The following is a 22,547-nucleotide window of genomic DNA, read 5'->3' as shown; positions in this document are numbered from 1 at the left end:
TATAGCAAGGAGATGACCGCGTGCCTGGCACGAATCTGACCCGCGAAGAGGCACAGGAGCGGGCGCGCCTGCTGACCGTGGACGCGTACGAGATCGATCTCGACCTCTCCGGCGCGCAGGAGGGTGGCACCTACCGGTCCGTCACCACCGTGCGCTTCGACTCCGCCGAGGCCGGTGCGGAGACCTTCATCGATCTGGTCGCGCCGGCGGTGCACGACATCGTGCTGAACGGCAAGGACCTGGACATCGCCGCCGTCTTCCGGGACTCCCGGATCACGCTGAAGCACCTCCGGGCGGGTGCCAACGAGCTCAAGGTCGTCGCCGACTGCTCGTACACGAACACCGGCGAGGGCCTGCACCGCTTCGTGGACCCGGTCGACGAACAGGCCTACCTCTACACCCAGTTCGAGGTCCCGGACGCCCGCCGGGTGTTCGCCAGCTTCGAGCAGCCCGACCTGAAGGCGACCTTCCGGTTCACCGTGAAGGCACCGTCGGGCTGGACGGTGATCTCCAACTCGCCGACGCCCGAGCCCAGTGACGACGTCTGGTCCTTCGAGCCGACGCCGCGCATCTCCACCTACGTGACGGCCCTGATCGCCGGCCCGTACCACTCGGTGCACAGCAGCTACGAGAAGGACGGCCGGACCGTTCCTCTCGGCATCTACTGCCGGCCGTCGCTCGCCGAGTACCTCGACGCGGACGACATCTTCGCGGTCACCCGGCAGGGCTTCGAGTGGTTCCAGGAGAAGTTCGACTACGCCTACCCCTTCGCCAAGTACGACCAGCTCTTCGTCCCGGAGTTCAACGCGGGCGCGATGGAGAACGCGGGCGCTGTCACCATTCGTGACCAGTACGTCTTCCGCTCCAAGGTCACGGACGCGGCGTACGAGACGCGCGCCGAGACCCTCCTCCACGAGCTGGCCCACATGTGGTTCGGCGACCTGGTCACCATGGAGTGGTGGAACGACCTCTGGCTGAACGAGTCGTTCGCCACGTACACCTCGATCGCCTGCCAGGCGGACGCCGAGGGCTCGAGGTGGCCGGACTCGTGGACCACCTTCGCCAACTCGATGAAGACGTGGGCGTACCGGCAGGACCAGCTGCCGTCGACGCACCCGATCATGGCGGACATCCGGGACCTCGACGACGTCCTTGTGAACTTCGACGGGATCACGTACGCGAAGGGCGCCTCGGTACTGAAGCAGCTCGTCGCGTACGTCGGCGAGGACGCGTTCTTCAAGGGCGTGCAGGCCTACTTCAAGGCGCACGCCTTCGGGAACACGCGCCTCTCCGACCTGCTGGGCGCGCTGGAGAAGACCTCCGGGCGCGACCTCAGGACCTGGTCGAAGGCATGGCTGGAGACGGCCGGGATCAACATCCTGCGCCCGGAGATCGAGACGGACGAGAACGGCCACGTCACCTCGTTCACCGTCCTCCAGGAGGCCCCGGCGCTCCCCACCGGGGCGAAGGGCGAGCCGACGCTGCGCCCGCACCGCATCGCCATCGGCTGCTACGACCTCGACGGGGCCGGGAAGCTGGTCCGCACGGACCGGATCGAGCTGGACGTCGACGGCGAGCGCACCGCCGTGCCGTACCCGTCCGGCACGGCGCGCCCGGCGGTCGTCCTGCTCAACGACGACGACCTCTCGTACGCGAAGGTCCGCCTCGACGAGGAGTCCCTGCGGGTCGTCACCGCCCACCTGGGCGACTTCGCCGAGTCCCTGCCCCGCGCCCTGAGCTGGGCCTCGGCCTGGGACATGACGCGTGACGGCGAGCTGGCGACGCGCGACTACCTGGCGCTGGTCCTCTCCGGGATCGGCAAGGAGTCGGACATCGGCGTGGTGCAGTCGCTGCACCGTCAGGTGAAGCTGGCCCTCGACCTCTACGCCGCCCCGGAGTGGCGTGAGGCGGGTCTGAACCAGTGGACCGAGGCGACGCTGGCGCACCTGCGCGCGGCCGAGCCGTCCGGTGACCACCAGCTGGCGTGGGCCCGTGCCTTCGCCGCGACGGCGCGCAGCCCGCTGCACCTGGACGTCCTGCAGTCGCTGCTGGACGGCACCCAGGAGATCGAGGGCCTGGCCGTCGACACGGAGCTGCGCTGGGCGTTCGTACAGCGCCTTGCCGCGACGGGCCTCCTCGACGAGGAAGAGATCGCCGCCGAGTACGAGCGTGACAGGACGGCCGCGGGCGAGCGCCACGCGGCGTCCGCGCGCGCCGCGCAGCCGACCGAGGGGGCGAAGGCCGAGGCATGGGCCTCGGTCGTCGAGTCGGACAAGCTGCCGAACTCCCTCCAGGAGTCGGTCATCGGCGGTTTCGTGCAGACGGACCAGCGTGAGCTGCTGGCTCCGTACACGGAGAGGTTCTTCTCGGCGGTCAAGGACGTCTGGGACACCCGGAGCCACGAGATGGCCCAGCAGATCGCGGTCGGCCTGTACCCGGCCCTCCAGGTCTCGCAGGAGACCCTGGACGCCACGGACGCCTGGCTGGAATCGGCAGGGCCGAGCGCCGCGCTGCGCCGGCTGGTGTCGGAGTCGCGGGCGGGCGTGGAGCGTGCGCTGAGGGCGCAGGCGGCGGACGCGGCGGCGGCCAACGCGTAGCGGAACCCGCACGGCGAGGGGGCGTCTCCGTCAGGGGGCGCCCCCTTTCGGTTCCTCGGCTCGTCTACGCCGTCGACTCCTCGTAGCGGCGGGCCAGTCCGGCCGCGCCCGTCTCCGTCAGCGAGCCGTGCAGGCGGATCCGGGCCACGCCCCCGTCGGGGTAGGCGTCGAGGCGCACGTGGGTGACCACGGCCTCGGTGTCCAGGACGAAGCGGTGCACGGTGTCGGGCTGGAGCCGGGTGCGGGGCAGGATCTCGAACCACTCGCCGCTCACGCCGTCGCGGCCCCGGAGTCCGATCCACCCGGCGGCGTTGCCCTTGAGGTAGGCGGTGTCGATCTCGACCGCGCGCACCGCGCCCTGGGCGGGCAGGCGGAAGCGGACCCAGTCGTTCGTGTCGCGGACCCGGCGGCGGCGGTTCTCCCATCCGTCGTCCATCTTGCGGGAGGTGCCGGGAAGGATGATCTGGGCCGGCGAGGAGTAGAAGCGGTCCGAGGCGTCCTCGTACATGCCGCCGTTGAGGATGGAGATCAGGTCGATCGTGCCCAGCGCGGCGAGCCAGGCCGGGTCGGGGACCACGTCGCCGTGGACGCGGAGGCGGGCGATGCCGCCGTCGGGGTGCTGGCAGATCCTCAGGTGCGTGTAGCGGCGGCCCCCGGTGACCTCGAAGCCGTTGGCGGCGTGGCCGCGCACGGGTGTCACCGGGACGAGTTCCTCCCACTCCACGTCGTCGGCGAGGAGCTCCCCGGGCCCGGGGGCGCCTTCCACGGCCGTCGCCTGGACGGAGACGCGCTGCGGGTAGTTGCCGCGGAAGTGGGCGGTGTCGACGACGATGCCGCGGATGATCCCGGGCGTGCCCAGCCGCACGATCGCCCAGTCGTGGTCGTCGGGGGCCGGGAAGGGGTGCTCCGCGTCCGCGCCCCGGCGGCGGCGGGTCTCCCAGCCGTCCATGATCTTCCCCTTGTGGCCGAAGCGCTCGGGGTCGAAGACGGCGGGTTCGCGGATCAGGAGGTTCTCGCGCTCGGCGAAGAACTCGTCGTTCGCCGCGATCACTCCCGCGCCGAGGCGTCGGTCCGCGAGGTCGACCAGCTCGGTGAAGGGGAAGTCGCCCGGGCGGTAGTCGGCGTAGGGGTCGCCGCCGCCGTAGGGGGCCGCGTCGTTGGCGTGCGGGTCGCTGGAACGGTGCTCCGGCTGGATCTCGTCGGTGGGCATGGGACCCACAGTGCCGTCGCACCGACGATCAGGTCCATCGAAAGTTTTCGTACGGTTCTTTCAGTTCTGCTTAACGGTCTCGGCTCCGCTCGACAACCTGCCGGTCGGAAGCGGTCGCCACCTCCCGGAGCACGCTCAGCACCCGGGCGACGGCCGGGCCGCGTTCGGCGCCCTGCCGTACGGCCGCCACCACATGGCGGTACGGCCGGTCCGCCTGAAGGACCCGCATCGCCACGCCGTCAAGCGGCCGGTCCGAGGCGGAGACCATCCGGGGGATCAGCGCGACACCCATGGACGCCCGAACCATGGCGAGGATCGCCGTCCAGCCGGCGGCGCTGTGCGCCTGCTCGGGCACGAAACCCGCGGCCTCGCAGGCGGCCGTGGTGATCTCGGACCACGGGCCTGAGCCGCCGAAGATCCAGGCCTCCCCGGCGAGGTCCGCCAGCCGGAGGGCGGGCGCACCGGCGAGGTGGTGGCCGGCGGGCAGCGCCACGTCCAGCGGGTCGGCGAGGAGCGGCAGCAGGGTGAAGCGGGGGTCGCGGGCCGTCGGGGCATGCGCCGCCAGGGAGAGCGCCAGGTCCACCTCACCGGCCGACAGGAGGTCGTACGCCTGGGCCGCCTCCGCCTCCCGTACGCGCACCTGGGGCCCCGGCCGGTCCGCGGCCGCCAGCAGCCGCACGGCCGGTACGACGAGAGCGGGCACGGCGGTCGAGAAGGCTCCGACGCGCACCTGGCCGGCCTCGCCCCGCAGGTAGCCGGTCAGCTCCGCGTCGGCCCGCTCCAGCTGGGCGAAGACGGCCTCGGCGTGGCGGAGCACGAGATGCGCGGCGTCGGTGAGACGGACCCGCCGGCCCTGTGCCTCCAGCAGTGGCACACCGAGCTGCCCGGCGAGGTTGGTGAGCTGCTGCGAGACCGCCGACGGAGTCATGAGGAGCGCCTCGGCCGTGGCGGTGACCGTGCCCCGGTCACGAAGGGTGCGCAGGATGCGGAGCTTCTTGACGTCCCACTCGGTCATGGCCGAAACCTACCCGGCGCCCGGACATGCCGGTGCGCCGCGCGGTACGTGGTACCGGCGGCGCACTCGGGAGAGCTCTCTAGGCCTGCTTCTCGGACTTGTCGAGGACCATGACGAGGCCCGCGATCACGAGGAACAGGACGATCGGTGCCGCGACGTAGAGGCCGAGGGTCTCCAGCACGTTCAGGCCCGGGCCCGGGTCGTCACCGTCATCGCGGGTCAGCGCGAGGGCCGGGGACGACATGAGCAGCATCATCAGCGTCGTACCGGCCGCGACGGCGCCGGCGCGCATAGCGTTCTTCTTGTCCACGGTGCAAACGTAGCGAACGCCTACGAGGGGCGCGCGCCCGGGGGTGCCGTACGGGACTCCGGGCCGTCGGCCAGGACGGCCAACAGCCGGTGCAGCCGCGGAGACGCGGTGATCTCCTCCAGCGTGACGGGGTGGCCCTCCGCATCGGCGATGGGCAGGCGCCAGTTGGGGTACTGGTCCCAGGTCCCGGGGAGGTTCTGCGGGCGGCGGTCGCCCACGGTGTCCGGGAGCCAGATCCCCGCCATCCGCGCCGGGGTGCGCCGCAGGAAGCGGTGGACGGCACGGACCGCCCCCTCCTCGTCGCCCTCACCCTCGGGCAGCAGCCGGAGCCTGGCCAGGCAGGCCAGCCACTCGGCGGTGTCCGCGGCGTCCTCGGCCAGTTCCCGCTCCAGGCCGCGGGTGAGCAGGCCGAGCCGGTGGCGGAGCGTCACATGCTCGCCCGTCAGCCGGGCGGCGGTGGACGGCAGGTCGTGGGTGGTCGCCGTGGCCACGCAGTCCTCGCGCCACTTCTCGGGTGCGAGCGGGCGCCCGGTGCCGCTCCAGTCACGCTCGAACCAGAGCACGGAGGTGCCGAGCACCCCGCGCCGGGCGAGCGCCTCGCGTACGCCGGGCTCGACGGTGCCGAGGTCCTCCCCCACGACGACGGCACCGGCGCGGTGGGCCTCCAGGACGAGGACGGCGAGCATCGCCTCGGCGTCCTGGGCGACGTACGTGCCCTCGGTGGGCGGACGCCCCTGGGGCACCCACCAGAGCCGGAAGAGACCCATGACGTGGTCGATGCGCAGGGCTCCGGCGTGGGCGAGGAGGCCGCGCAGGAGCAGGCGGAAGGGGGCGTAGCCGGACGCCGCGAGGACGTCGGGGCGCCAGGGGGGCAGTCCCCAGTCCTGGCCGTGGGCGTTGAAGGCGTCGGGCGGCGCGCCGACCGACATGCCGTGCGCGAAGGCCTCCTGCTGCGCCCAGGTGTCGGCGCCGTCGGGGTGGACACCGACCGCGAGGTCGTGGACGATCCCGACGGCCATGCCCGACTCCCGCGCGGCGCTCTGCGCGGTGGCGAGCTGGGTGTCCGTGAGCCAGACGAGCCGGCAGTGGAAGTCGACCCGGTCGAGCAGCTCGGTGCGGGCGCGGGCGCTCTGCGGGGAGCGGGGATCGCGCAGCCCTTCGGGCCAGGCCCGCCAGTCGGGACCGTGCACCTCGGCCAGGGCGCACCACAGGGCGTGGTCCTCCAGCGGCCGGCCCTGCGCGGCGAGGAAGTCGCAGTAGGCGGCACGGCGTCCAGGGGTCAGGGGGACCTCGTGGACGATCTCCAGGGCCTGCTTCTTGAGCTCCCAGACGGCGTCCCGGTCGATCAGCGCACCCTTGTTGAGCACGGCCTCGCGCAGCGCCGCGGCCTCCTGACGCAGGTCGTCCAGCGCCGCCCTGCCGGGCTCTGCGACATGGCCGTACTCCGGGACCGACTCGATGTGCAGATGGACGGGATCGGGGAAGCGGCGCGAGGAGGGGCGGTACGGCGACGGGTCCGTCGGCCTGCCGGGCACGGCGGCGTGCAGCGGGTTGACCTGGACGAAACCGCTCCGCTGGGTCCGTCCCGCCCAGGCGGCCAGGTCGGCCAGGTCGGCGAGGTCACCCATGCCCCAGGAGCGGGCGGACAGCATCGAGTAGAGCTGTACGAGGAAACCGTGCGTGCGGGCGGGCGGTCGGGGTACGCGGTCCGGAGCGACGACGAGGGTGGCGGTGACGGAGCCGTGGTCAGGAGTGCGGACGGTCAGCCGGTGGACGCCCAGGGGCGGCTCTGTCCACCAGGAGGGCGCCCCCGGCATGTCCGCGGTCGGCGCGGGGGCCGGGAGCACCCGCATGCGCAGGCGCGCGCCGGTGGTCCCCGCTTCGGTGTCGACCGTGAGGACCGCGCCGGGCGGCAGTGCGTGGAGCGCCGCCGGCAGCGGCTCCCCGGACCAGGCCACCACCGTCGGCGGAAGCAGTCGGGAGGCCGCTGCGGATTCGGCCGCGGCGAGTGATCTCCGTACATCCGCGGGAGTGGCGGCGTCGACGCCCAGCGCGGCGAGCACGGCCGTGACCGTGTCGTCGGGGACGGACACCGTGACATCCGCGGACGGGGAGAAGGAGGTGGCGACGCCGTGCAGCGCGGCGAGCCGGGACAAGCCCATTCAGACTCCTGGGGACTCCATGCCCCCTGCGGTGCCGGGTGCTGTCGGCTCGCTGGTCAGAGGGGCGACGGCGGCGAGCGGAGGCTCGCTCGTGAGGGGTGTGGCGTCGGCGAGCGGGGGCTCACTGGTGAGCGGGGGCTCGCTGATGAGCGGGGCACTGTCGGTGAACGCGGACTCACCGATCAGGTGGGAGACGTCGGCGAGCGGCAGCTCACTGATCATCGGAGGGGCGGTGAAGTGCGGGGACGCCTTGCCTGCCAGCGGGTCGTGACCCGTGGGGCCCGGTACCTGTTTGGAGAGGGCGGAGAGCAGAAGCTGCGCGGAAGCGGGCACGTTGGCCTCCTGGCCGTGGACAACAGGACACAGCAGACCTACCCAGCGGACGCGGGTGCAGGCGTGGACGTGACACAGGCGTTATGACAACGACCCCGACGTGCCATGGGTCACACCTCGTTCCCATGAGCGTCGGGCATGGGCGATTTTCAGCCACTTGGCGACTCTCCCCCGGGTACCCACGCGCCACACCGCACAACACACCGGGCATTCAAACCAAAACGGTCACACGCATTGACACCCTCGCGCCCCGGTGATGGGCTCGGACGTCGTTGCCGGGGCGCGGCTGAGGGCGAAGGGGTACGGCATGAAGCTCGGGCGCAGGAGGCATGCGACGGCCGTGGCCGTCGCCGTGATCGGCGGGCTGCTCGGCCCGATCGCACCGGCAGCCGTCGCGGCCCCCGCCGCCCCGGTCGGCCCTGCCACGACCACCGAGGACCGCGCCGGTGAGAGCCGGCTGCCGTCCGTCTGGCCCCGGCCGCAGTCGATCGAGGCGTCCGGGGAGGCCGTCCCGCTGGGCACCGAGGTCACCCTCCTCGCCGACCCGCAGGCCGATCCGTACGCCGTGGAGGCGCTCAGGTCCCTCCTGCGCGGGGCGGGCGTACGCACGGTGCACGACGCCCTGCCCGGCAAGGGACCGGTGATCCGGCTGGGCGGGACGGAAGCGGGCCGGGCCCTGCGCGCCCTGCGGGCACCCGACCGCGCGGACCTGCCCTCCGGGGGCTACCGCCTCGCCGTGGGAAGGGTCGGGGACCGGCCCACGGTCGCCATGGACGGGGTCGGCGAGGACGGGCTGTTCCACGGCGTCCAGACCCTGCGCAGGCTCGTGGAGGACGGCACCGTCGCGGGAGCGGTGGTCCGCGACTGGCCGGGTACCGCCGTGCGAGGGATGACCGAGGGCTTCTACGGGCAGCCGTGGACGCACGACGAGCGGCTCGCCCAGCTGGACTTCATGGGCCGCACGAAGCAGAACCGCTACCTCTACGCGGCGGGCGACGACCCCTACCGGCAGTCCCGCTGGCGTGAGCCGTACCCGGCGGACGAGCGCGCCGCCTTCCGCGCGCTCGCCCGGAAGGCGCGGGCCGAACACGTGACGCTCGGCTGGGCCGTCTCGCCGGGCCAGGCGATGTGCATGGCGTCCGACTCGGACGTACGGGCGCTCACGCGGAAGATCGACGCGATGTGGGCGCTGGGTGTACGGGCTTTCCAGCTGCAGTTCCAGAACGTCAGCTACAGCGAATGGCACTGCGGCCAGGACGCGGAGACGTTCGGCAGCGGGCCCGAGGCGGCGGCCAGGGCGCAGGCCCGGGTCGCGAGCGCGGTCGCCCGGCACCTCGCGGACCGGCACCCCGGCGCGGAGCCCCTGTCGGTGATGCCCACCGAGTTCTACCAGGACGGGGCCACCGACTACCGCACGGCACTCGCCGCCGAGCTGGACGAGCGGGTGCAGGTGGCCTGGACCGGCGTCGGGGTCGTACCGAAGACGATCACCGGGCGCGAACTGGCGGGTGCGCGGGCCGCCTTCCGCCGTCCCCTGGTCACCATGGACAACTATCCAGTCAACGACTACGCGCAGGACCGGATCTTCCTGGGCCCGTACACCGGCCGGGACCCGGCGGTGGCCGGCGGGTCAGCGGCGCTGCTCGCCAACGCCATGGAGCAGCCCTCGGCGTCCCGCATCCCCCTGTTCACGGCCGCCGACTTCGCCTGGAACCCGAAGGGATACCAGGCGCAGGAGTCCTGGCAGGCGGCCATCGAGGACCTGGCGGGCGGCGACGCCACCGCCCGGGCCGCTCTGGGGGCCCTGGCCGGCAACAGCGCCACCTCGCTGCTGGGCGGCGACGAGTCCGCGTACCTCCGGCCGCTGCTGGCCGCGTTCTGGGCGTCGCGTCCGGCCGCGCACCCGGCGGACGCGGAGGCCGGCGACGAGGCGGCGCGCGAGCTGCGGGCCGCCTTCGGCGTGATGCGGCGCGCCCCGGAGGAACTGGAGCCGATCGCGAGCGGCCGGCTCCGGGAGGAGGTGCGGCCGTGGAGCGAGCAGCTGGCCCTGTACGGCAGGGCGGGCGAGCTCGCCGTCGACCTGCTGCGGGCACAGGAGCGTGGCGACGGGGCGGCCGCCTGGCGGATCCAGCTGGAGCTGGAACCACTGCGCAAGAGGATCGGGGCGGGCACGGCGACGGTCGGCAAGGGAGTCCTGGACCCGTTCCTGGACCGGGTGCTCGATGAGGCCGGCGCCTGGAACGGCACCGACCGCGAGACGGGAACGGTGAGCAGGGACGCCCACGGCTACACGGTGCGGCTCGGCCGCGCACGCCCGCTGGAGGCCGTCACCACGCTGACCCGGCCGGGCAGCGGGGCGGCGGACGCGGTCCTGGAGGCCCATGTGCCCGGTGAGGGCTGGCGCGTCCTGGGGCCCCTGTCGTCGGCGGGCTGGACGCAGACGGCGGTGAAGGGACTACGGACGGACGCGCTGCGGGTCACCGTGCCGCCTGCGCGTTCGGTCCTCGTCGGTCCCCCGGCCCCGGGGATCACGCGCGCCGCCCCGGCCTCGGGCGCCCCGGAGGTACGGGGGCTCGTCCCCTGGTTCGGTGACGAGCCGGTGGCCCGGCTCGCCCTCGTCCGGGACCGGACGGACGCCGTGATCGGCGGCGGTACGCAACGGGTGGAGGCGCGGCTGGCCGGCGGGCGGCCGGGCGAGGTGAAGGGCGCGGTCACGGCGAAGGCGCCCAAGGGCATCGTGGTGAAGGTGCCGAAGCGGACGACCGTGACCCGCGGTTCCCGCACCGAGGTACCCGTGGACGTCACCGTGCCGGACGGCACCCCGGCCGGCGAGTACGAGGTGCCGCTGCGCTTCGAGGGCGAGGAGAGCACGCTGACCGTCCGCGCCTTCCCGCGCACGGCGGGCCCCGATCTGGTGCGTACGGCCACCGCCTCCTCGTCCGGCGACGAGACCCCGGACTTCCCGGCTGCGGCGGCCTCGGACGGCGACCCGGAGACGCGCTGGTCCTCACCCGTCGAGGACGGTGCCTGGTGGCAGGCCGAGCTGCCCGAACCGGTCCGGCTCGGCCAGGTCGTGCTGCGGTGGCAGGACGCCTACGCCTCCCGCTACCGCGTGCAGGTCTCCGCGGACGGCCGCACCTGGCGAACGGCGGCGACCGTGCGGGAGGGCGGCGGCGGACGCGAGTCGGTCCGGATGGACGCGAAGGACACCCGGTTCGTCAGGATCCAGGGCGACGCCCGGGCCACGCAGTACGGCTACTCGCTCTATTCGGTCGAGGCCTACGCCGTGGCGGGAGAGGACAAGGACGCTCCCTGAGGCGCCGGGGGCCCGGTCCCTCAGGCGGGCACGCCGTCGATCCGGGCCATCACGTCGTCCGCGCCGAACGGCTGCAGGTAGGGCAGCCAGCGCGGGTCCCGGTGGCCCGTCCCGATGATCCGCCAGGCGAGTCCGCTGGGAGGCGCCGGCGGGTGGCGCAGCCGCCAGCCCAGTTCGGGCAGGTGGCGGTCCGCCTTGACGTGGTTGCAGCGCCGGCAGGCCGCCACCACGTTGTCCCAGGCGTGCTGCCCGCCGCGGCTGCGCGGGATGACGTGGTCGACGCTGGTGGCGGCGGCCCCGCAGTACATGCATCGGCCGCCGTCCCTCGCGAAGAGGGCGCGGCGGGTGAGGGGGACGGGCCCCCGGTAGGGGACCCTCACGAACCGCTTGAGGCGGACGACGCTGGGCGCGGGCACGGCGCGGGTGGCACTGTGCATGAAGGCGCCGGACTCCTCGAGGCAGATGGCCTTGTTCTCGAGGACGAGGACGAGCGCTCGGCGGAGGGGTACGACGCCGAGCGGCTCGTACGAAGCGTTGAGAACCAGGACGTGCGGCACGTGCATGCCTCCTTGTACGCCGGCGACGCGTGGCTCGCGCCGGGACGATCCGATCTCAGTCTCTCCTCATGCCTGGTCCGAGCGCCACCACGTGCGGGTAACGGGCCCGAGGGATTTACCTCACCCGCCGGTCGCCCGCCCGGGGCGTCGACCCCGGAACAGGCCCTTCGGCGGGGGCGTCGGACCGGTTGTGCGATGGGCCACACCCCTTGTGGCCCGGGGTGAGACGTGTCTCTCCCCCTTCGACGGCAACGAACCACCCCCCGAGCTTCGTTACTGTTATCGGTCTGTTGTCGCCCCACCTGGAGGTCCTCGCCGTGTCCCTGTCCGCCCTCCTGGCCGCGGCGCCGTCCCCCGGGACCGCAGGCTCGCTGGACGAAGCCGCCGAGCGGGCCGGGAACGCCGCAGGCTGGGTCGAGGAGAACTGGTCCACCTGGCTGAACACCGGTCTCCGCATCATCCTCATCGCGGCCATAGCGATCGTGCTGCGCTATCTGATCCGGCGCGCCCTCACCAATCTCATCGACCGGATGAACCGCAGCGCCCAGGCGGTGGAGGGCACGGCCCTCGGCGGCCTGCTGGTCAACGCGGAACGCCGCCGCCAGCGCTCCGAAGCCATCGGCTCCGTGCTCCGCTCGGTCACGTCGTTCCTGATCCTCGGCACCGCGGCCCTGATGATCCTGGGCGCCTTCCAGATCAATCTGGCCCCCCTGCTGGCCTCCGCAGGGGTCGCGGGTGTGGCGCTCGGCTTCGGCGCGCGCAATCTCGTCACCGACTTCCTGTCCGGCGTCTTCATGATCCTGGAGGACCAGTACGGCGTCGGTGACACGGTCGACGCGGGTGTCGCCTCGGGCGAGGTCATCGAGGTGGGGCTTCGGGTCACCAAGCTGCGCGGCGACAACGGCGAGATCTGGTACGTCCGCAACGGCGAGGTGAAGCGGATCGGGAACCTCAGCCAGGGCTGGTCCACCGCCGGTGTCGACGTCACCGTCCGCCCGACGGAGGAGCTGGACCTGGTCCGCAAGGCGATCTCCGAGGCGGGCGAGACCATGACCAAGGAAGAGCCCTGGTCGGAGCGGCTGTGGGGCCCGGTTGAGGTCCTCGGCCTGGACGCGGTGCTGCTCGACTCGATGACCGTCCGGGTCACGGCGAAGACCATGCCGGGCAAGGCACTGGGCGTCGAGCGCGAACTGCGCTGGCGGATCAAGCAGGCACTGGACGCGGCCGGTATCCGGATGGTCGGCGCCCTCCCGCTCCACTCGGACGGGGAGTCCACCGCCGACCCGACGGCGGCCATGGCGGCCCCCTCGGCGTACGCGTCGGCGACGTCGCCGCAGTCACTGGCCGCGACCCCGATAGCGCCGCCGAACCTGTCGAAGTAGCCCACCGGCACCGCGCCCCCGCAGGTAACGCTTCGGTTGCCTCGGGGGCGCTTCCCATTGACGGGTGGATGACGTCGCCATACCTTCCTCTCATCGATAGGAAAGTTTCCTAACAGAAAGCGGGTGCGTCACTCATGGCCGGAACCACACCGGGCACCCCCCGCGTTCTGCGTGCCATGAACGACCGGGCCGCGCTCGATCTCCTCGTCGCCCAGGGACCCCTGACCCGCACACGCATCGGTGAGCTGACCGGGCTCTCCAAGCCCACCGCCTCTCAGCTGCTCGCCCGGCTGGAGGAGGCGGGCCTGGTCCGTTCCACGGGCAGCCAGGCCGGGCGGCCCGGTCCGAACGCCGTGCTCTACGAGATCGCTCCGGCGGCCGCCCACGTCGCGGCGCTCTCCGTCGGGCCCACCGGCATCGACGCGGTCGTCGCCGACATCACCGGCACCGTGGTCGGCACCTGCCGTGTCGAGGCCGACGCCGTCGCGGAGGACGTACGCCACCGCACCGCCCAGCTCGTCGCCGAGGCCGTGGACGGCGCCCTGCGTCCCACCGGACTGGGCCACGACGACCTCGCCGCCGTGGTGATCGGTACGCCGGGCGCGATCGACCCGCACACCGGACAGCTGCGCTACGCGCCCCATCTCCCCGGCTGGCACTCCCGCACCCTGCTCGCCGACCTGGCCGAGGTGGTCGGAAGGCCCGTCGCCATCGAGAACGACGTGAACCTCGCGGCCGTCGCGGAGCAGTACGAGGGCGCGGCCCAGGACCACGACCACTTCGTCCTCGCCTATCTCGACGAGGGTGTGGGTGCCGCGATCGTGCTGGGCGGCACCCTCCTGCGCGGAGCGACCGGCGGCGCCGGGGAGATCGGGTACATGCCGCTGCCGGGCGCCCCGCTCGCCCGCGGCGGGGCGGCCGACTGGGCGGGCCCCGACGCGGGTGGCGGCTTCCAGAGCCTGGTCTCCTGCCCAGCCGTACGCGACCTGGCCGGGGGGAGACCGCTGGACGAAGCCCTCGCCGACGAGGCCGTGCGGGCCGAGGTCGCCCGCAGGCTGGCCACCGGCCTGGCCTCCGTGGTCGCCGTGGTCGACCCCGAACTGGTCGTCCTCTCCGGCCGGGTGGCCCAGGCCGGCGGGGAGAAACTCCGCGAACGGGTCGAGGCCGAGATGACCGGCCTCGCACTGCCCCGGCCGCTGCTCCGCGTCAGCGACATCGAGGGCGACCCGATCCTGACCGGTGCGCTGCGGACGGCCCTCGCCCAGGCGCGGGACAGCGTCTTCGACACCGCCTGAACCAACCGCCACCGCACCGCGCCACCCGTATCCGGTGGCGCCCGAGGCACCCCATGTCCGGCGGCCCGTCCCCGGTGCCCCCGTCCCCGCGAAGTACCGCTGCAAAGGAAGTCCGCTATGGCGCCACGGCGCTTTCGAACCCGCGTGCCCATGGCGCTCGGCGCAGCCGCGCTGCTGCTGTCCGGCTGCGCCAATCCGAGTACCGGCAGCAACACCGACGACCCCACGAAGCCCGTCACGCTGAAGTTCTGGCACGGCTGGTCGGCGCCGGGCGAGGTCGAGGCGATCAACGAGAACATCGCCCGCTTCGAGAAGCTCCACCCGAACATCGACGTCGTCTCCACCGGCAACGTGAGCGACGAGACGATCAACCAGGCGCTGCGCGCGGGCGGCGGCGACGCACCCGACGTCGTGACGTCCTTCACCACCAACAACGTCGGGCAGTACTGCTCGTCCGGCATGTGGGTGGATCTCGACCCGTTCATGGAGAAGAGCGGGATCGACAAGGAGAAGGTCTTCCCGAAGACCCTGCTGGACTACACGCGGTACGAGGGCGTGCAGTGTGCGACGCCTCTGCTCGCCGACGCGTTCGGCATGTACTACAACAAGGACGCCTTCGAGGCGGCGGGCATCGCCCGGCCCCCGCGCACCATGTCCGAGATGAAGGCCGACGCGGTCAAGCTGACGCGGCGGAACAAGGACGGCTCGCTGAAGCGCGCCGGCTTCATGCCGAACTTCCAGCTCTACCAGAACTCCCCCGACCGGATGTTCGCGCAGTGGGGTCCGGAGTACTTCGACGACGAGGGCAGGGCGAAGCTCGCCGACGAGCCGAAGACCGAGGACTTCCTCACCACCATGCGCGACCTCTCCGACGCGCAGGGCGGCTACGCGGCCATGGAGAGGCTCCGCGCCCGCTTCGGTGACGAGATGTCATCCCAGAACGGCTTCCTGACAGGCAAGCTCGCCATGCACCTGGACGGTGAGTGGCGCGGGCTGATGCTCGACGAGGCGAAGGCGGACTTCGACTGGGCGGTCGCCCCGCTGCCGGTCCCCGACGACCAGGCGGACACCTACGGGCGCGGTTACCTGACCGGCACCGTGGCGGGCATCGCACACAGCAGCATGCACCAGAACGCGGCCTGGGAGCTGGTGAAGTACCTGACGGTCGACACGGAGCCGGTCGTGCACTTCGCCAACGCGATCCACAACGTGCCGTCCACGTTCGAGGCGCTGAAGTCCCCCGGCCTGGACGCGGATCCGGCGTTCCGCACCTTCATCGAGATCGCGCGGAACCCGCACAGCCAGGCCGTTCCGCCCTCGAACAACGGCGGTCAGTACATCACCTCGTTCGGCGGCTTCTCGCAGTCCGTCGAGGCGGGCAGGACGACGGACCTGCACCGCGCGCTGAAGGACCTCGACGACCAGATCGACGCCGACAACCTCCAGTCGGAAAACTGAGGAGCCGAGTCATGGCACTGTCCCTCTCCACCCCGGCGAAGTCCGCCGGGCGGGCGACCGAACCGGCTCCCCGCGACTCCCCCCTGCGGCGCAAGCGGAACCGTGAGCGGCTGCGTACCCTGGGTTTCCTCTCACCCTGGATCGTCGGGTTCTCGGTCTTCTTCGGATACCCGCTGATCGCCACCGTCTACTTCTCGTTCATGCACTACAACCAGATCAAGGCACCCACCTTCGTGGGGCTGCGGAACTGGCGGTACGTGCTGGAGCAGATGCCGCTGTTCGGCCCGGCCCTGTGGAACACGCTGTGGCTGGTCGTCGTGATGGTCGCGCTGCGCGTGGTCTTCGGCCTCGGCATCGGCCTGCTGATCACGAAGATCAAGACGGGTGCCGGACTGTTCCGCACGGCCTTCTACATCCCGTACCTGGCCCCGCCCGTCGCGGCCACGGTCGCCTTCGTCTTCCTCCTCAACCCGTCCACCGGGCCGGTCAACGAGGTGCTGTCGTGGATCGGCCTGCACGGGCCGAACTGGTTCAACGACCCGAACTGGTCGAAGCCCTCGCTGGTCCTGCTCTCCCTGTGGGGCATCGGCGACCTGATGGTCATCTTCATGGCCTCGCTGCTCGACGTCCCCAGGGAGCAGTACGAGGCAGCCGATCTGGACGGCGCGGGCGCCTGGACGAAGTTCCGCTACGTCACCTGGCCCGCCATCACCCCGATCGTGCTCTTCGCCGTCGTCACCGGCGTGGTGCAGACGATGCAGTACTACACGCAGGCCCTCGTCGCGGGGAAGCTCGCCTCGGGCGTCTCCATCGGCCCCGGCACGGTGATCCAGCCCGGGTATCCGGAGCACTCCACCCTGACGGTCCCGCAGCTCGTCTACTCGCTGGGCTTCCAGAACTTCAACACCGGCGCCGCGTGCGTCCTCTCCCTCGTGCTCTTCGCCATCGCCATGGCCGTGACCCTTCTGCTGATGCGCAAGAGCGTCGGCCTCATCCCGGCGGAGGACTGAGATGACCACCACCACCCTGACCACGCCGGACACCGCCGTGCCGGGCCGACCGGGCGGCACCGACACGGCCAGGCACCGCCGTAAGCGGATCCTGAACTGGATCGCGGTCCACTCCGTGGCCGTCGCGCTCGCCCTGTTCTTCGTCCTGCCGTTCGTGTTCGTGTTCCTCACGTCGGTGATGAGCGACGACCAGGCGATGAGCGGTGACCTGTGGCCGGGATCGTGGAACTGGTCGAACTACTCGACGGTCTTCCACACGCCGGGGTTCCTCGACTGGTGGCGCAACTCGCTGGTGTACGCGCTGCTGGGCACCGTGTTCACGGTGTGCTCGTCGGTGCCGGTCGCCTACGCGCTGGCCAAGTTCCGTTTCCGTGGCCGGCGCACCGCGATGATCCTCGTCATCTCCACGATGATGCTGCCGCCGCAGGTCATCATCATCCCGATGTACCTGGTGTGGGCCCAGCAGTTCCACCTCTCGGGCTCGCTGTGGCCGCTGATCATCCCGATGGCGTTCGGCGACGCCTACTCGATCTTCCTGCTGCGGCAGTTCCTGCTGACCATTCCGCAGGAGTACATCGAGTCGGCGAAGGTCGACGGGTGCGGGGAGTTGCGTACCCTCCTCAGGATCGTCGTCCCGATGGCCAAGCCGGGGATCGCGGCCGTGGCGCTCTTCCAGTTCTTCTACTGCTGGAACGACTACTTCGGGCCGCAGATCTACGCCGCGCAGAACCCGGGCGCCTGGACGCTGAGCTACGGCCTGGAGTCCTTCAAGAGCGCCCACGCGGTCAACTGGAACCTGACGATGGCCGCGACTCTGCTCGTCATGGCGCCGGTCGTCATCGTGTTCTTCTTCGCACAGAAGGCCTTCGTCGAAGGCGTCACCCTCACCGGAGTAAAGGGCTGAGAACCATGAAGCTCGCAGTAGTTGGTGGCGGGTCCACCTACACCCCCGAACTGATCGACGGTTTCGCGCGGCTGCGCGACACCCTGCCGGTGGAGGAGCTCGTGCTCGTCGACCCGGCGGCCGACCGGCTCGAACTGGTCGGCGGCCTGGCACGGCGGATCTTCGCCAGGCAGGGCCACCCGGGGAAGATCGTCACCACCTCCGACCTGGACGCGGGCGTGGGCGGTGCCGACGCGGTGCTGCTCCAGCTCCGCGTAGGCGGGCAGGCCGCCCGCAACCAGGACGAGACCTGGCCGCTCGAATGCGGCTGCATCGGTCAGGAGACCACCGGAGCGGGCGGTCTCGCCAAGGCGCTGCGTACGGTGCCGGTCGTCCTCGACATCGCCGAGCGGGTCCGCCGCACCAACCCCGACGCGTGGATCATCGACTTCACCAACCCGGTCGGGATCGTCACCCGGGCGCTGCTCCAGGCCGGGCACAAGGCGGTCGGTCTGTGCAACGTCGCGATCGGCTTCCAGCGCAAGTTCGCCGCGCTGCTCGACGTGACGCCCGGTGAGGTGCACCTCGACCACGTCGGGCTGAACCACCTGACGTGGGAGCTCGGGGTCCGCCTGGGCGGTCCGGACGGCGAGGACGTCCTGCCGAGGCTGCTCGCGGAGCACGGCGACGCGATCGCCGGCGACCTGCGCATGCCCCGGCAGATCGTGGACCGCCTCGGCGTCGTCCCCTCGTACTACCTGCGGTACTTCTACGCGCACGACGAGGTCGTGAGGGAGCTCGGCACGAAGCCGTCCCGCGCGGCCGAGGTGGCCGCGATGGAGAAGGAGCTCCTGGAGATGTACGGCGATCCTGCCCTGGACGAGAAGCCGGCGCTGCTCGGCAAGCGGGGCGGGGCCTTCTACTCGGAGGCGGCCGTGGACCTGGCGTCCTCGCTGCTCGGCGGGGGCGGTCCGGCGGTGCAGGTGGTCAACACGTACAACAGGGGGACGCTGCCGTTCCTGCCGGACGACGCGGTGATCGAGGTCCAGGCCCGGGTCGACGGCACGGGCGCGGCGCCGCTCGCCGTACCCGCGCTGGACCCGATGTACGCGGGGCTGATCGGGCATGTCACCGCCTACGAGGACCTGGCCCTGGACGCCGCGCTGCGCGGGGGCCGCGACCGGGTGTTCAAGGCGCTGCTGGCTCACCCCCTGATCGGTCAGTTCGAGTACGCCGAGGCACTCACCGACAAGCTGATCGCGCACAACCGGGAGCACCTGGCGTGGGCCTGACCGCACATGTGCTCGCGATCGACGCGGGCAACAGCAAGACCGACGTGGCCGTGATCGGCGCCGACGGAACGGTCCTGGGCGCTGCGCGCGGGGGTGGCTTCCAGCCGCCGGTCATCGGGGTCGACGTGGCCGTGGACGGGCTGGGAACGGCTGTACTCGCCGCGTTCGACCGTGCTGGGGTGACAGGTGTCGAACACGTGTCGGCCTGCCTCGCCAACGCCGATCTCCCGGTCGAGGAAAGGGAGCTGGCCGAGGCGCTGCGAGCCCGGGACTGGGGCCGGACGGTGGAGGTGCGCAACGACACCTTCGCGATACTGCGCGCCGGGGTCGACGAACCCCGGGGCGTGGCCGTGGTGTGCGGCGCGGGGATCAACTGCGTCGGCATGCGACCGGACGGAGCGACCGCCCGCTTCCCCGCGATCGGCCGCATGTCCGGCGACTGGGGCGGTGGTTCGGGGCTCGCCGAGGAGGCGATGTGGTTCGCGGCGAGGGCCGAGGACGGCCGCGGTGAGCCGACCGAGCTGGCGCGTACCCTGCCCGGCCACTTCGGGCTCGACTCGGTGTACGCGCTGATCGAGGCACTGCACCTGGGGCACATCCCGTTCGGGCGAAGGCACGAGCTGACCCCGGTGCTGTTCTCCACCGGCGCGGCCGGCGACCGGATCGCGCGTGAACTGGTGGAACGGCAGGCGGACGAGGTCGTGGCCATGGTCTCCGTCGCGCTGACCCGGCTCGGCCTGCTGGAGGAGGAGGTGCCGGTGCTGCTGGGCGGCAGTGTCCTGGCCGCCCGTCACCCGGCGCTGGACGATCGCATCACCGAACTCCTCGCCGTACGCGCCCCCAAGGCGGTGATCCGGGTGGTCTCGGCTCCTCCGGTCCTGGGCGCGGCGCTGCTGGGCCTGGACCACACCGGGGCCGCCCGCCGGACGCACGACAGGCTGCGGGAGCAATACACCTGAGGTCCCGTCAGTGAAGGCGTCCCGTGTGCTGTGTCGCGCGGGACGCCTGTCGCGTACGGGAACCGAACAGATGCCCCGTACGTGTTCATGGGGGGAGGGATCGGTCTGCTCCGGGGCCGGCCCGGCCGAACCGCCTTGATCGCTCGCACTCGTCCTGATCGAATACGGGAAAGGACGAGGGATTCGGGCGCTTCTGGTGGATGGTGGCACCTGGGGCCATAATTCTGGCCAGGACCAGTCCTCCCCCGATCGGCCGGGGGGCCAGGGCCGTCGTCAGTGACCGAGGGGGAGGTCAAGTGACATACCCGCCGAGCGGGACCGCGCTGCGGGAGCCCGGGACGGATCTGCCGTCCGCGCCCGTACCCGCGCAGCGCGGTGGTGTCCGGACCGCGGCCGAGCGGCTGCGTGCCGCGGCGACGACCGAGCCGGGCAGGCTGCAGATCATGGGCGCCGCGCTGGCCCTGCTCGTCGTGGTGTTCGGAGCGGTCACGTTCCTGGAGATCTCCGGACGCGCCTCGTCCGCCGACGACGTGGTGACCCGGAGTCAGCCGCTGAGCGCGGACGCCGCGAGCATCTACCGTTCGCTGGCCGACGCGGACACGATGGCGGCCAGCGGGTTCCTGGCGGGGGCGCAGGAGCCCCCGGACGTGCTCGCCCGGTACGACGCGGACATCAAGGAGGCGTCCCGGCTGCTGGTCGAGGCCGCGGCGAGCACCGACGCCTCGACCTCGTCGCACCGTGAGATCACGACGCTGAGCGAGCTGCTCCCCGAGTACACCGGTCTCGTCGAGCGGGCCCGCGCCAACAACCGGCAGGGACTGCCGCTCGGTGGGGCCTACCTCCGGTACGCCAACCAGAAGATGACCGGTGAACTCCTCCCGGCGGCCGAGCGGTTGCACGCCGAGGAGACCGGGCGGCTCGCCACCGACTCGGCCGACGCGCGGCGGTTCCCCTTCCTCTCCCTGGGGGTCGGGGTCGTGGCCCTGGCGGCGCTGGTGTGGATGCAGCGGCGCAACTACCGCAGGACGAACCGCGTCTTCAACCACGGACTGCTCGCGGCGACGGCCGCGGCGACGGTGGTGCTGCTCTGGCTGGCCGTGGGTCACACGATGGCCAGGGCGGACCTGCGTAGCGCGATGGTGCAGGGGCAGGAGTCACTCGACGTCCTGAACAAGGCACGGATCAACTCGCTGAAGGCGCGCTCCAATGAGAACCTCACCCTGGTCGCCCGTGGTGCCGTACTCACCCCGGACGGCACGCGGGACCAGTACGAGACCGACTACAGCACGGGCATGAAGGAACTCGGCGCGCAGCTCAGGAGCGCGAAGGAGCTGGCCGACGACTCCACGGGCCGCGAGCCGGTGGGTGACGCCATGGACAGCGTGTCCGAGTGGCAGGAACGTCACAGGAAGGCCCGGACCACGGACGACCGGGGCGAGTACGACAGTGCGCTGCGGCAGATCATCGGCCCGGAGAACTCCACGGGGCAGTCCTTCGAGCGGGTCGACGACGCGCTGGAGAAGGCGCTCGCCCACGAACAGGACGAGTTCGACGCGGCGGCCGAGGACGGCCGCGGCGCGCTGGGCGGGCTGCCGATCGGGGCCGCGGTCCTCGCCGTGCTGGGTGCGGCCGCCGCGGTCGTCGGGGTCAACCGCAGGCTCTCGGAGTACCGGTGAGGGGACGACCGATGACCAGGGTGAAGGACCGGGCCGCGCGCGGCAGGCTCCACGGCTGGGGCGGAGTGACGGGCATGGCGGTGGCCTGCGCCGTCACCGCCTCGCTCACCCTGCTGCCGCTGGCGCACGGTGACGGGACGTTCGGCGGGCGGAGCGCGGGGCACGACGCCGGCGCCTCGGTGCCGACCGAGGCCGAGACGTGCAAGGACCCGGAGGCCAGTGTGCCGGCGTCGGACGCCGGCGGCCCGAGCATCGACAGGATCAAGCAGCGCGGGAAGCTGATAGCGGGCGTCGACCAGAACAGCTTCCAGTGGGGCTACCGGAATCCGGAGAGCCGCACCCTGGAGGGCTTCGACATCGATCTCGTGCACGCGATCGCGGAGGACATCCTCGGTGACCGGGACGCGGTGATCTTCCGTGCCATCCCCACCAACCAGCGCATCTCCGCGCTGGAGCACGACAAGGTCGACGTCGTCGTGCGCACGATGACGATCAACTGCGCGCGCGCCGGCCAGGTGGCGTTCTCGACGGCGTACTTCCAGGCCGGCCAGCAGGTCCTGGCACCCAAGGAGTCCACGATCGAGGGCTACGACAAGTCCCTGAAGGGCAAGAGGGTCTGCACGGCGGAGGGCTCGACGGCGTACGACGCGCTGGACAAGGAGTCCTTCGGCGCGGTGTTCAAGGACGAGAACGACGGGACCGAGCTGGACGCGGACCTGCTGACCGTCCCCAACCAGCTGGACTGCCTGGTGCGGCTCCAGCTCGGCGAGGTCGACGCGGTGGTCACGGACAACGCGCTGGCGGCCGGTCAGGCGGCCCAGGACCCGGCGGTGGAACTCAAGGGCGACAAGCCGTTCACCACCGAGTACTACGGCGTCGCGGCGAAGCTCGGCGCCGACGACCTGGTGGGCCGGGTCAACCACGTACTGAACGAGTACCGCCGGGGCGGCGACGACAGCCCCTGGATGACGTCGTACCGCGACTGGCTGGCGACGGGTCTGCCCGGCATCACGGGCCCCCCGGCACCGAAGTACCGCAGCAACTGAAGCCGTCCGGGCCCCCGGGCCCGGCGGCACGAACGGAGAGGTGATC

17 protein-coding genes are annotated in these 22,547 nt (G+C 71.8%); 11 read left to right on the top strand and 6 right to left on the bottom strand.

The window, feature by feature from the left end; genetic code table 11:
* Positions 1 to 20 precede the first annotated feature (20 nt).
* On the top strand, positions 21 to 2,597 hold the full coding sequence (gene pepN, locus JOC24_RS12555) for an aminopeptidase N (protein WP_205020301.1): 2,577 nt from the start codon (positions 21 to 23) through the stop codon (positions 2,595 to 2,597).
* Positions 2,598 to 2,661: 64 nt separating this feature from the next.
* On the opposite strand, the gene alc is transcribed toward pepN, so the two are convergent.
* The 5 genes from alc to JOC24_RS12530 form a co-directional block, all read right to left on the bottom strand.
* Positions 2,662 to 3,807 (bottom strand): allantoicase, encoded by a 1,146-nt coding sequence (alc, locus tag JOC24_RS12550; RefSeq protein WP_205020300.1) that lies wholly within the window; start codon positions 3,805 to 3,807, stop codon positions 2,662 to 2,664.
* Positions 3,808 to 3,877: 70 nt separating this feature from the next.
* The gene (locus JOC24_RS12545) at positions 3,878 to 4,822 is read right to left on the bottom strand and encodes a LysR substrate-binding domain-containing protein (protein ID WP_205020299.1); all 945 of its coding nucleotides are present in this window, start codon (positions 4,820 to 4,822) and stop codon (positions 3,878 to 3,880) included.
* 79 nt (positions 4,823 to 4,901) lie between these two features.
* On the bottom strand, positions 4,902 to 5,114 hold the full coding sequence (locus tag JOC24_RS12540) for a hypothetical protein (protein WP_205020466.1): 213 nt from the start codon (positions 5,112 to 5,114) through the stop codon (positions 4,902 to 4,904).
* A 38-nt stretch (positions 5,115 to 5,152) separates the two neighbouring features.
* Positions 5,153 to 7,294 (bottom strand): 4-alpha-glucanotransferase, encoded by a 2,142-nt coding sequence (gene malQ / locus JOC24_RS12535; RefSeq protein WP_205020298.1) that lies wholly within the window; start codon positions 7,292 to 7,294, stop codon positions 5,153 to 5,155.
* Positions 7,295 to 7,627 (bottom strand): hypothetical protein, encoded by a 333-nt coding sequence (locus JOC24_RS12530; protein ID WP_205020297.1) that lies wholly within the window; start codon positions 7,625 to 7,627, stop codon positions 7,295 to 7,297.
* Between the two features lie 307 nt (positions 7,628 to 7,934).
* Between JOC24_RS12530 and JOC24_RS12525 the strand changes: the two genes are divergently transcribed.
* The gene (locus JOC24_RS12525; RefSeq protein WP_205020296.1) at positions 7,935 to 10,943 is read left to right on the top strand and encodes a beta-N-acetylglucosaminidase domain-containing protein; all 3,009 of its coding nucleotides are present in this window, start codon (positions 7,935 to 7,937) and stop codon (positions 10,941 to 10,943) included.
* A gap of 20 nt (positions 10,944 to 10,963) precedes the next feature.
* On the opposite strand, the gene JOC24_RS12520 is transcribed toward JOC24_RS12525, so the two are convergent.
* Positions 10,964 to 11,500, bottom strand: coding sequence for an HNH endonuclease (locus tag JOC24_RS12520; RefSeq protein ID WP_205020465.1), 537 nt, complete (start codon positions 11,498 to 11,500; stop codon positions 10,964 to 10,966).
* Between the two features lie 317 nt (positions 11,501 to 11,817).
* Between JOC24_RS12520 and JOC24_RS12515 the strand changes: the two genes are divergently transcribed.
* The 9 genes from JOC24_RS12515 (at position 11,818) to JOC24_RS12475 (ending at position 22,501) form a co-directional block, all read left to right on the top strand.
* Positions 11,818 to 12,882 (top strand): mechanosensitive ion channel family protein, encoded by a 1,065-nt coding sequence (locus tag JOC24_RS12515; protein WP_205020464.1) that lies wholly within the window; start codon positions 11,818 to 11,820, stop codon positions 12,880 to 12,882.
* Between the two features lie 134 nt (positions 12,883 to 13,016).
* Positions 13,017 to 14,177 carry an ROK family transcriptional regulator gene (locus JOC24_RS12510; RefSeq protein WP_205020295.1) on the top strand — a complete coding sequence of 387 codons (1,161 nt, stop codon included), beginning with the start codon at positions 13,017 to 13,019 and terminating at the stop codon, positions 14,175 to 14,177.
* Between the two features lie 117 nt (positions 14,178 to 14,294).
* Complete coding sequence (locus JOC24_RS12505; protein ID WP_205020294.1) at positions 14,295 to 15,635, top strand: ABC transporter substrate-binding protein; 1,341 nt, start codon at positions 14,295 to 14,297, stop codon at positions 15,633 to 15,635.
* Positions 15,636 to 15,646: 11 nt separating this feature from the next.
* The gene (locus tag JOC24_RS12500) at positions 15,647 to 16,645 is read left to right on the top strand and encodes a carbohydrate ABC transporter permease (protein ID WP_239580319.1); all 999 of its coding nucleotides are present in this window, start codon (positions 15,647 to 15,649) and stop codon (positions 16,643 to 16,645) included.
* A gap of 1 nt (position 16,646) precedes the next feature.
* Positions 16,647 to 17,549, top strand: a complete 903-nt coding sequence (locus JOC24_RS12495; protein ID WP_205020293.1) for a carbohydrate ABC transporter permease — start codon at positions 16,647 to 16,649, stop codon at positions 17,547 to 17,549.
* Between the two features lie 5 nt (positions 17,550 to 17,554).
* Positions 17,555 to 18,820 carry a 6-phospho-beta-glucosidase gene (locus JOC24_RS12490; protein WP_205020292.1) on the top strand — a complete coding sequence of 422 codons (1,266 nt, stop codon included), beginning with the start codon at positions 17,555 to 17,557 and terminating at the stop codon, positions 18,818 to 18,820.
* On the top strand, positions 18,811 to 19,779 hold the full coding sequence (locus JOC24_RS12485) for an N-acetylglucosamine kinase (RefSeq protein ID WP_205020291.1): 969 nt from the start codon (positions 18,811 to 18,813) through the stop codon (positions 19,777 to 19,779). The genes JOC24_RS12490 and JOC24_RS12485 overlap by 10 nt, the downstream gene beginning before the upstream one ends.
* 296 nt (positions 19,780 to 20,075) lie before the next feature.
* On the top strand, positions 20,076 to 21,455 hold the full coding sequence (locus tag JOC24_RS12480) for a hypothetical protein (RefSeq protein WP_205020290.1): 1,380 nt from the start codon (positions 20,076 to 20,078) through the stop codon (positions 21,453 to 21,455).
* Positions 21,456 to 21,466: 11 nt separating this feature from the next.
* Positions 21,467 to 22,501, top strand: a complete 1,035-nt coding sequence (locus JOC24_RS12475; protein WP_205020289.1) for a glutamate ABC transporter substrate-binding protein — start codon at positions 21,467 to 21,469, stop codon at positions 22,499 to 22,501.
* Positions 22,502 to 22,547: the final 46 nt, after the last annotated feature.

The organism is Streptomyces sp. HB132, assembly GCF_016909575.1.
Classification (GTDB): Bacteria; Actinomycetota; Actinomycetes; order Streptomycetales; family Streptomycetaceae; genus Streptomyces.
This window is presented reverse-complemented; position numbering and strand designations above follow the sequence as displayed.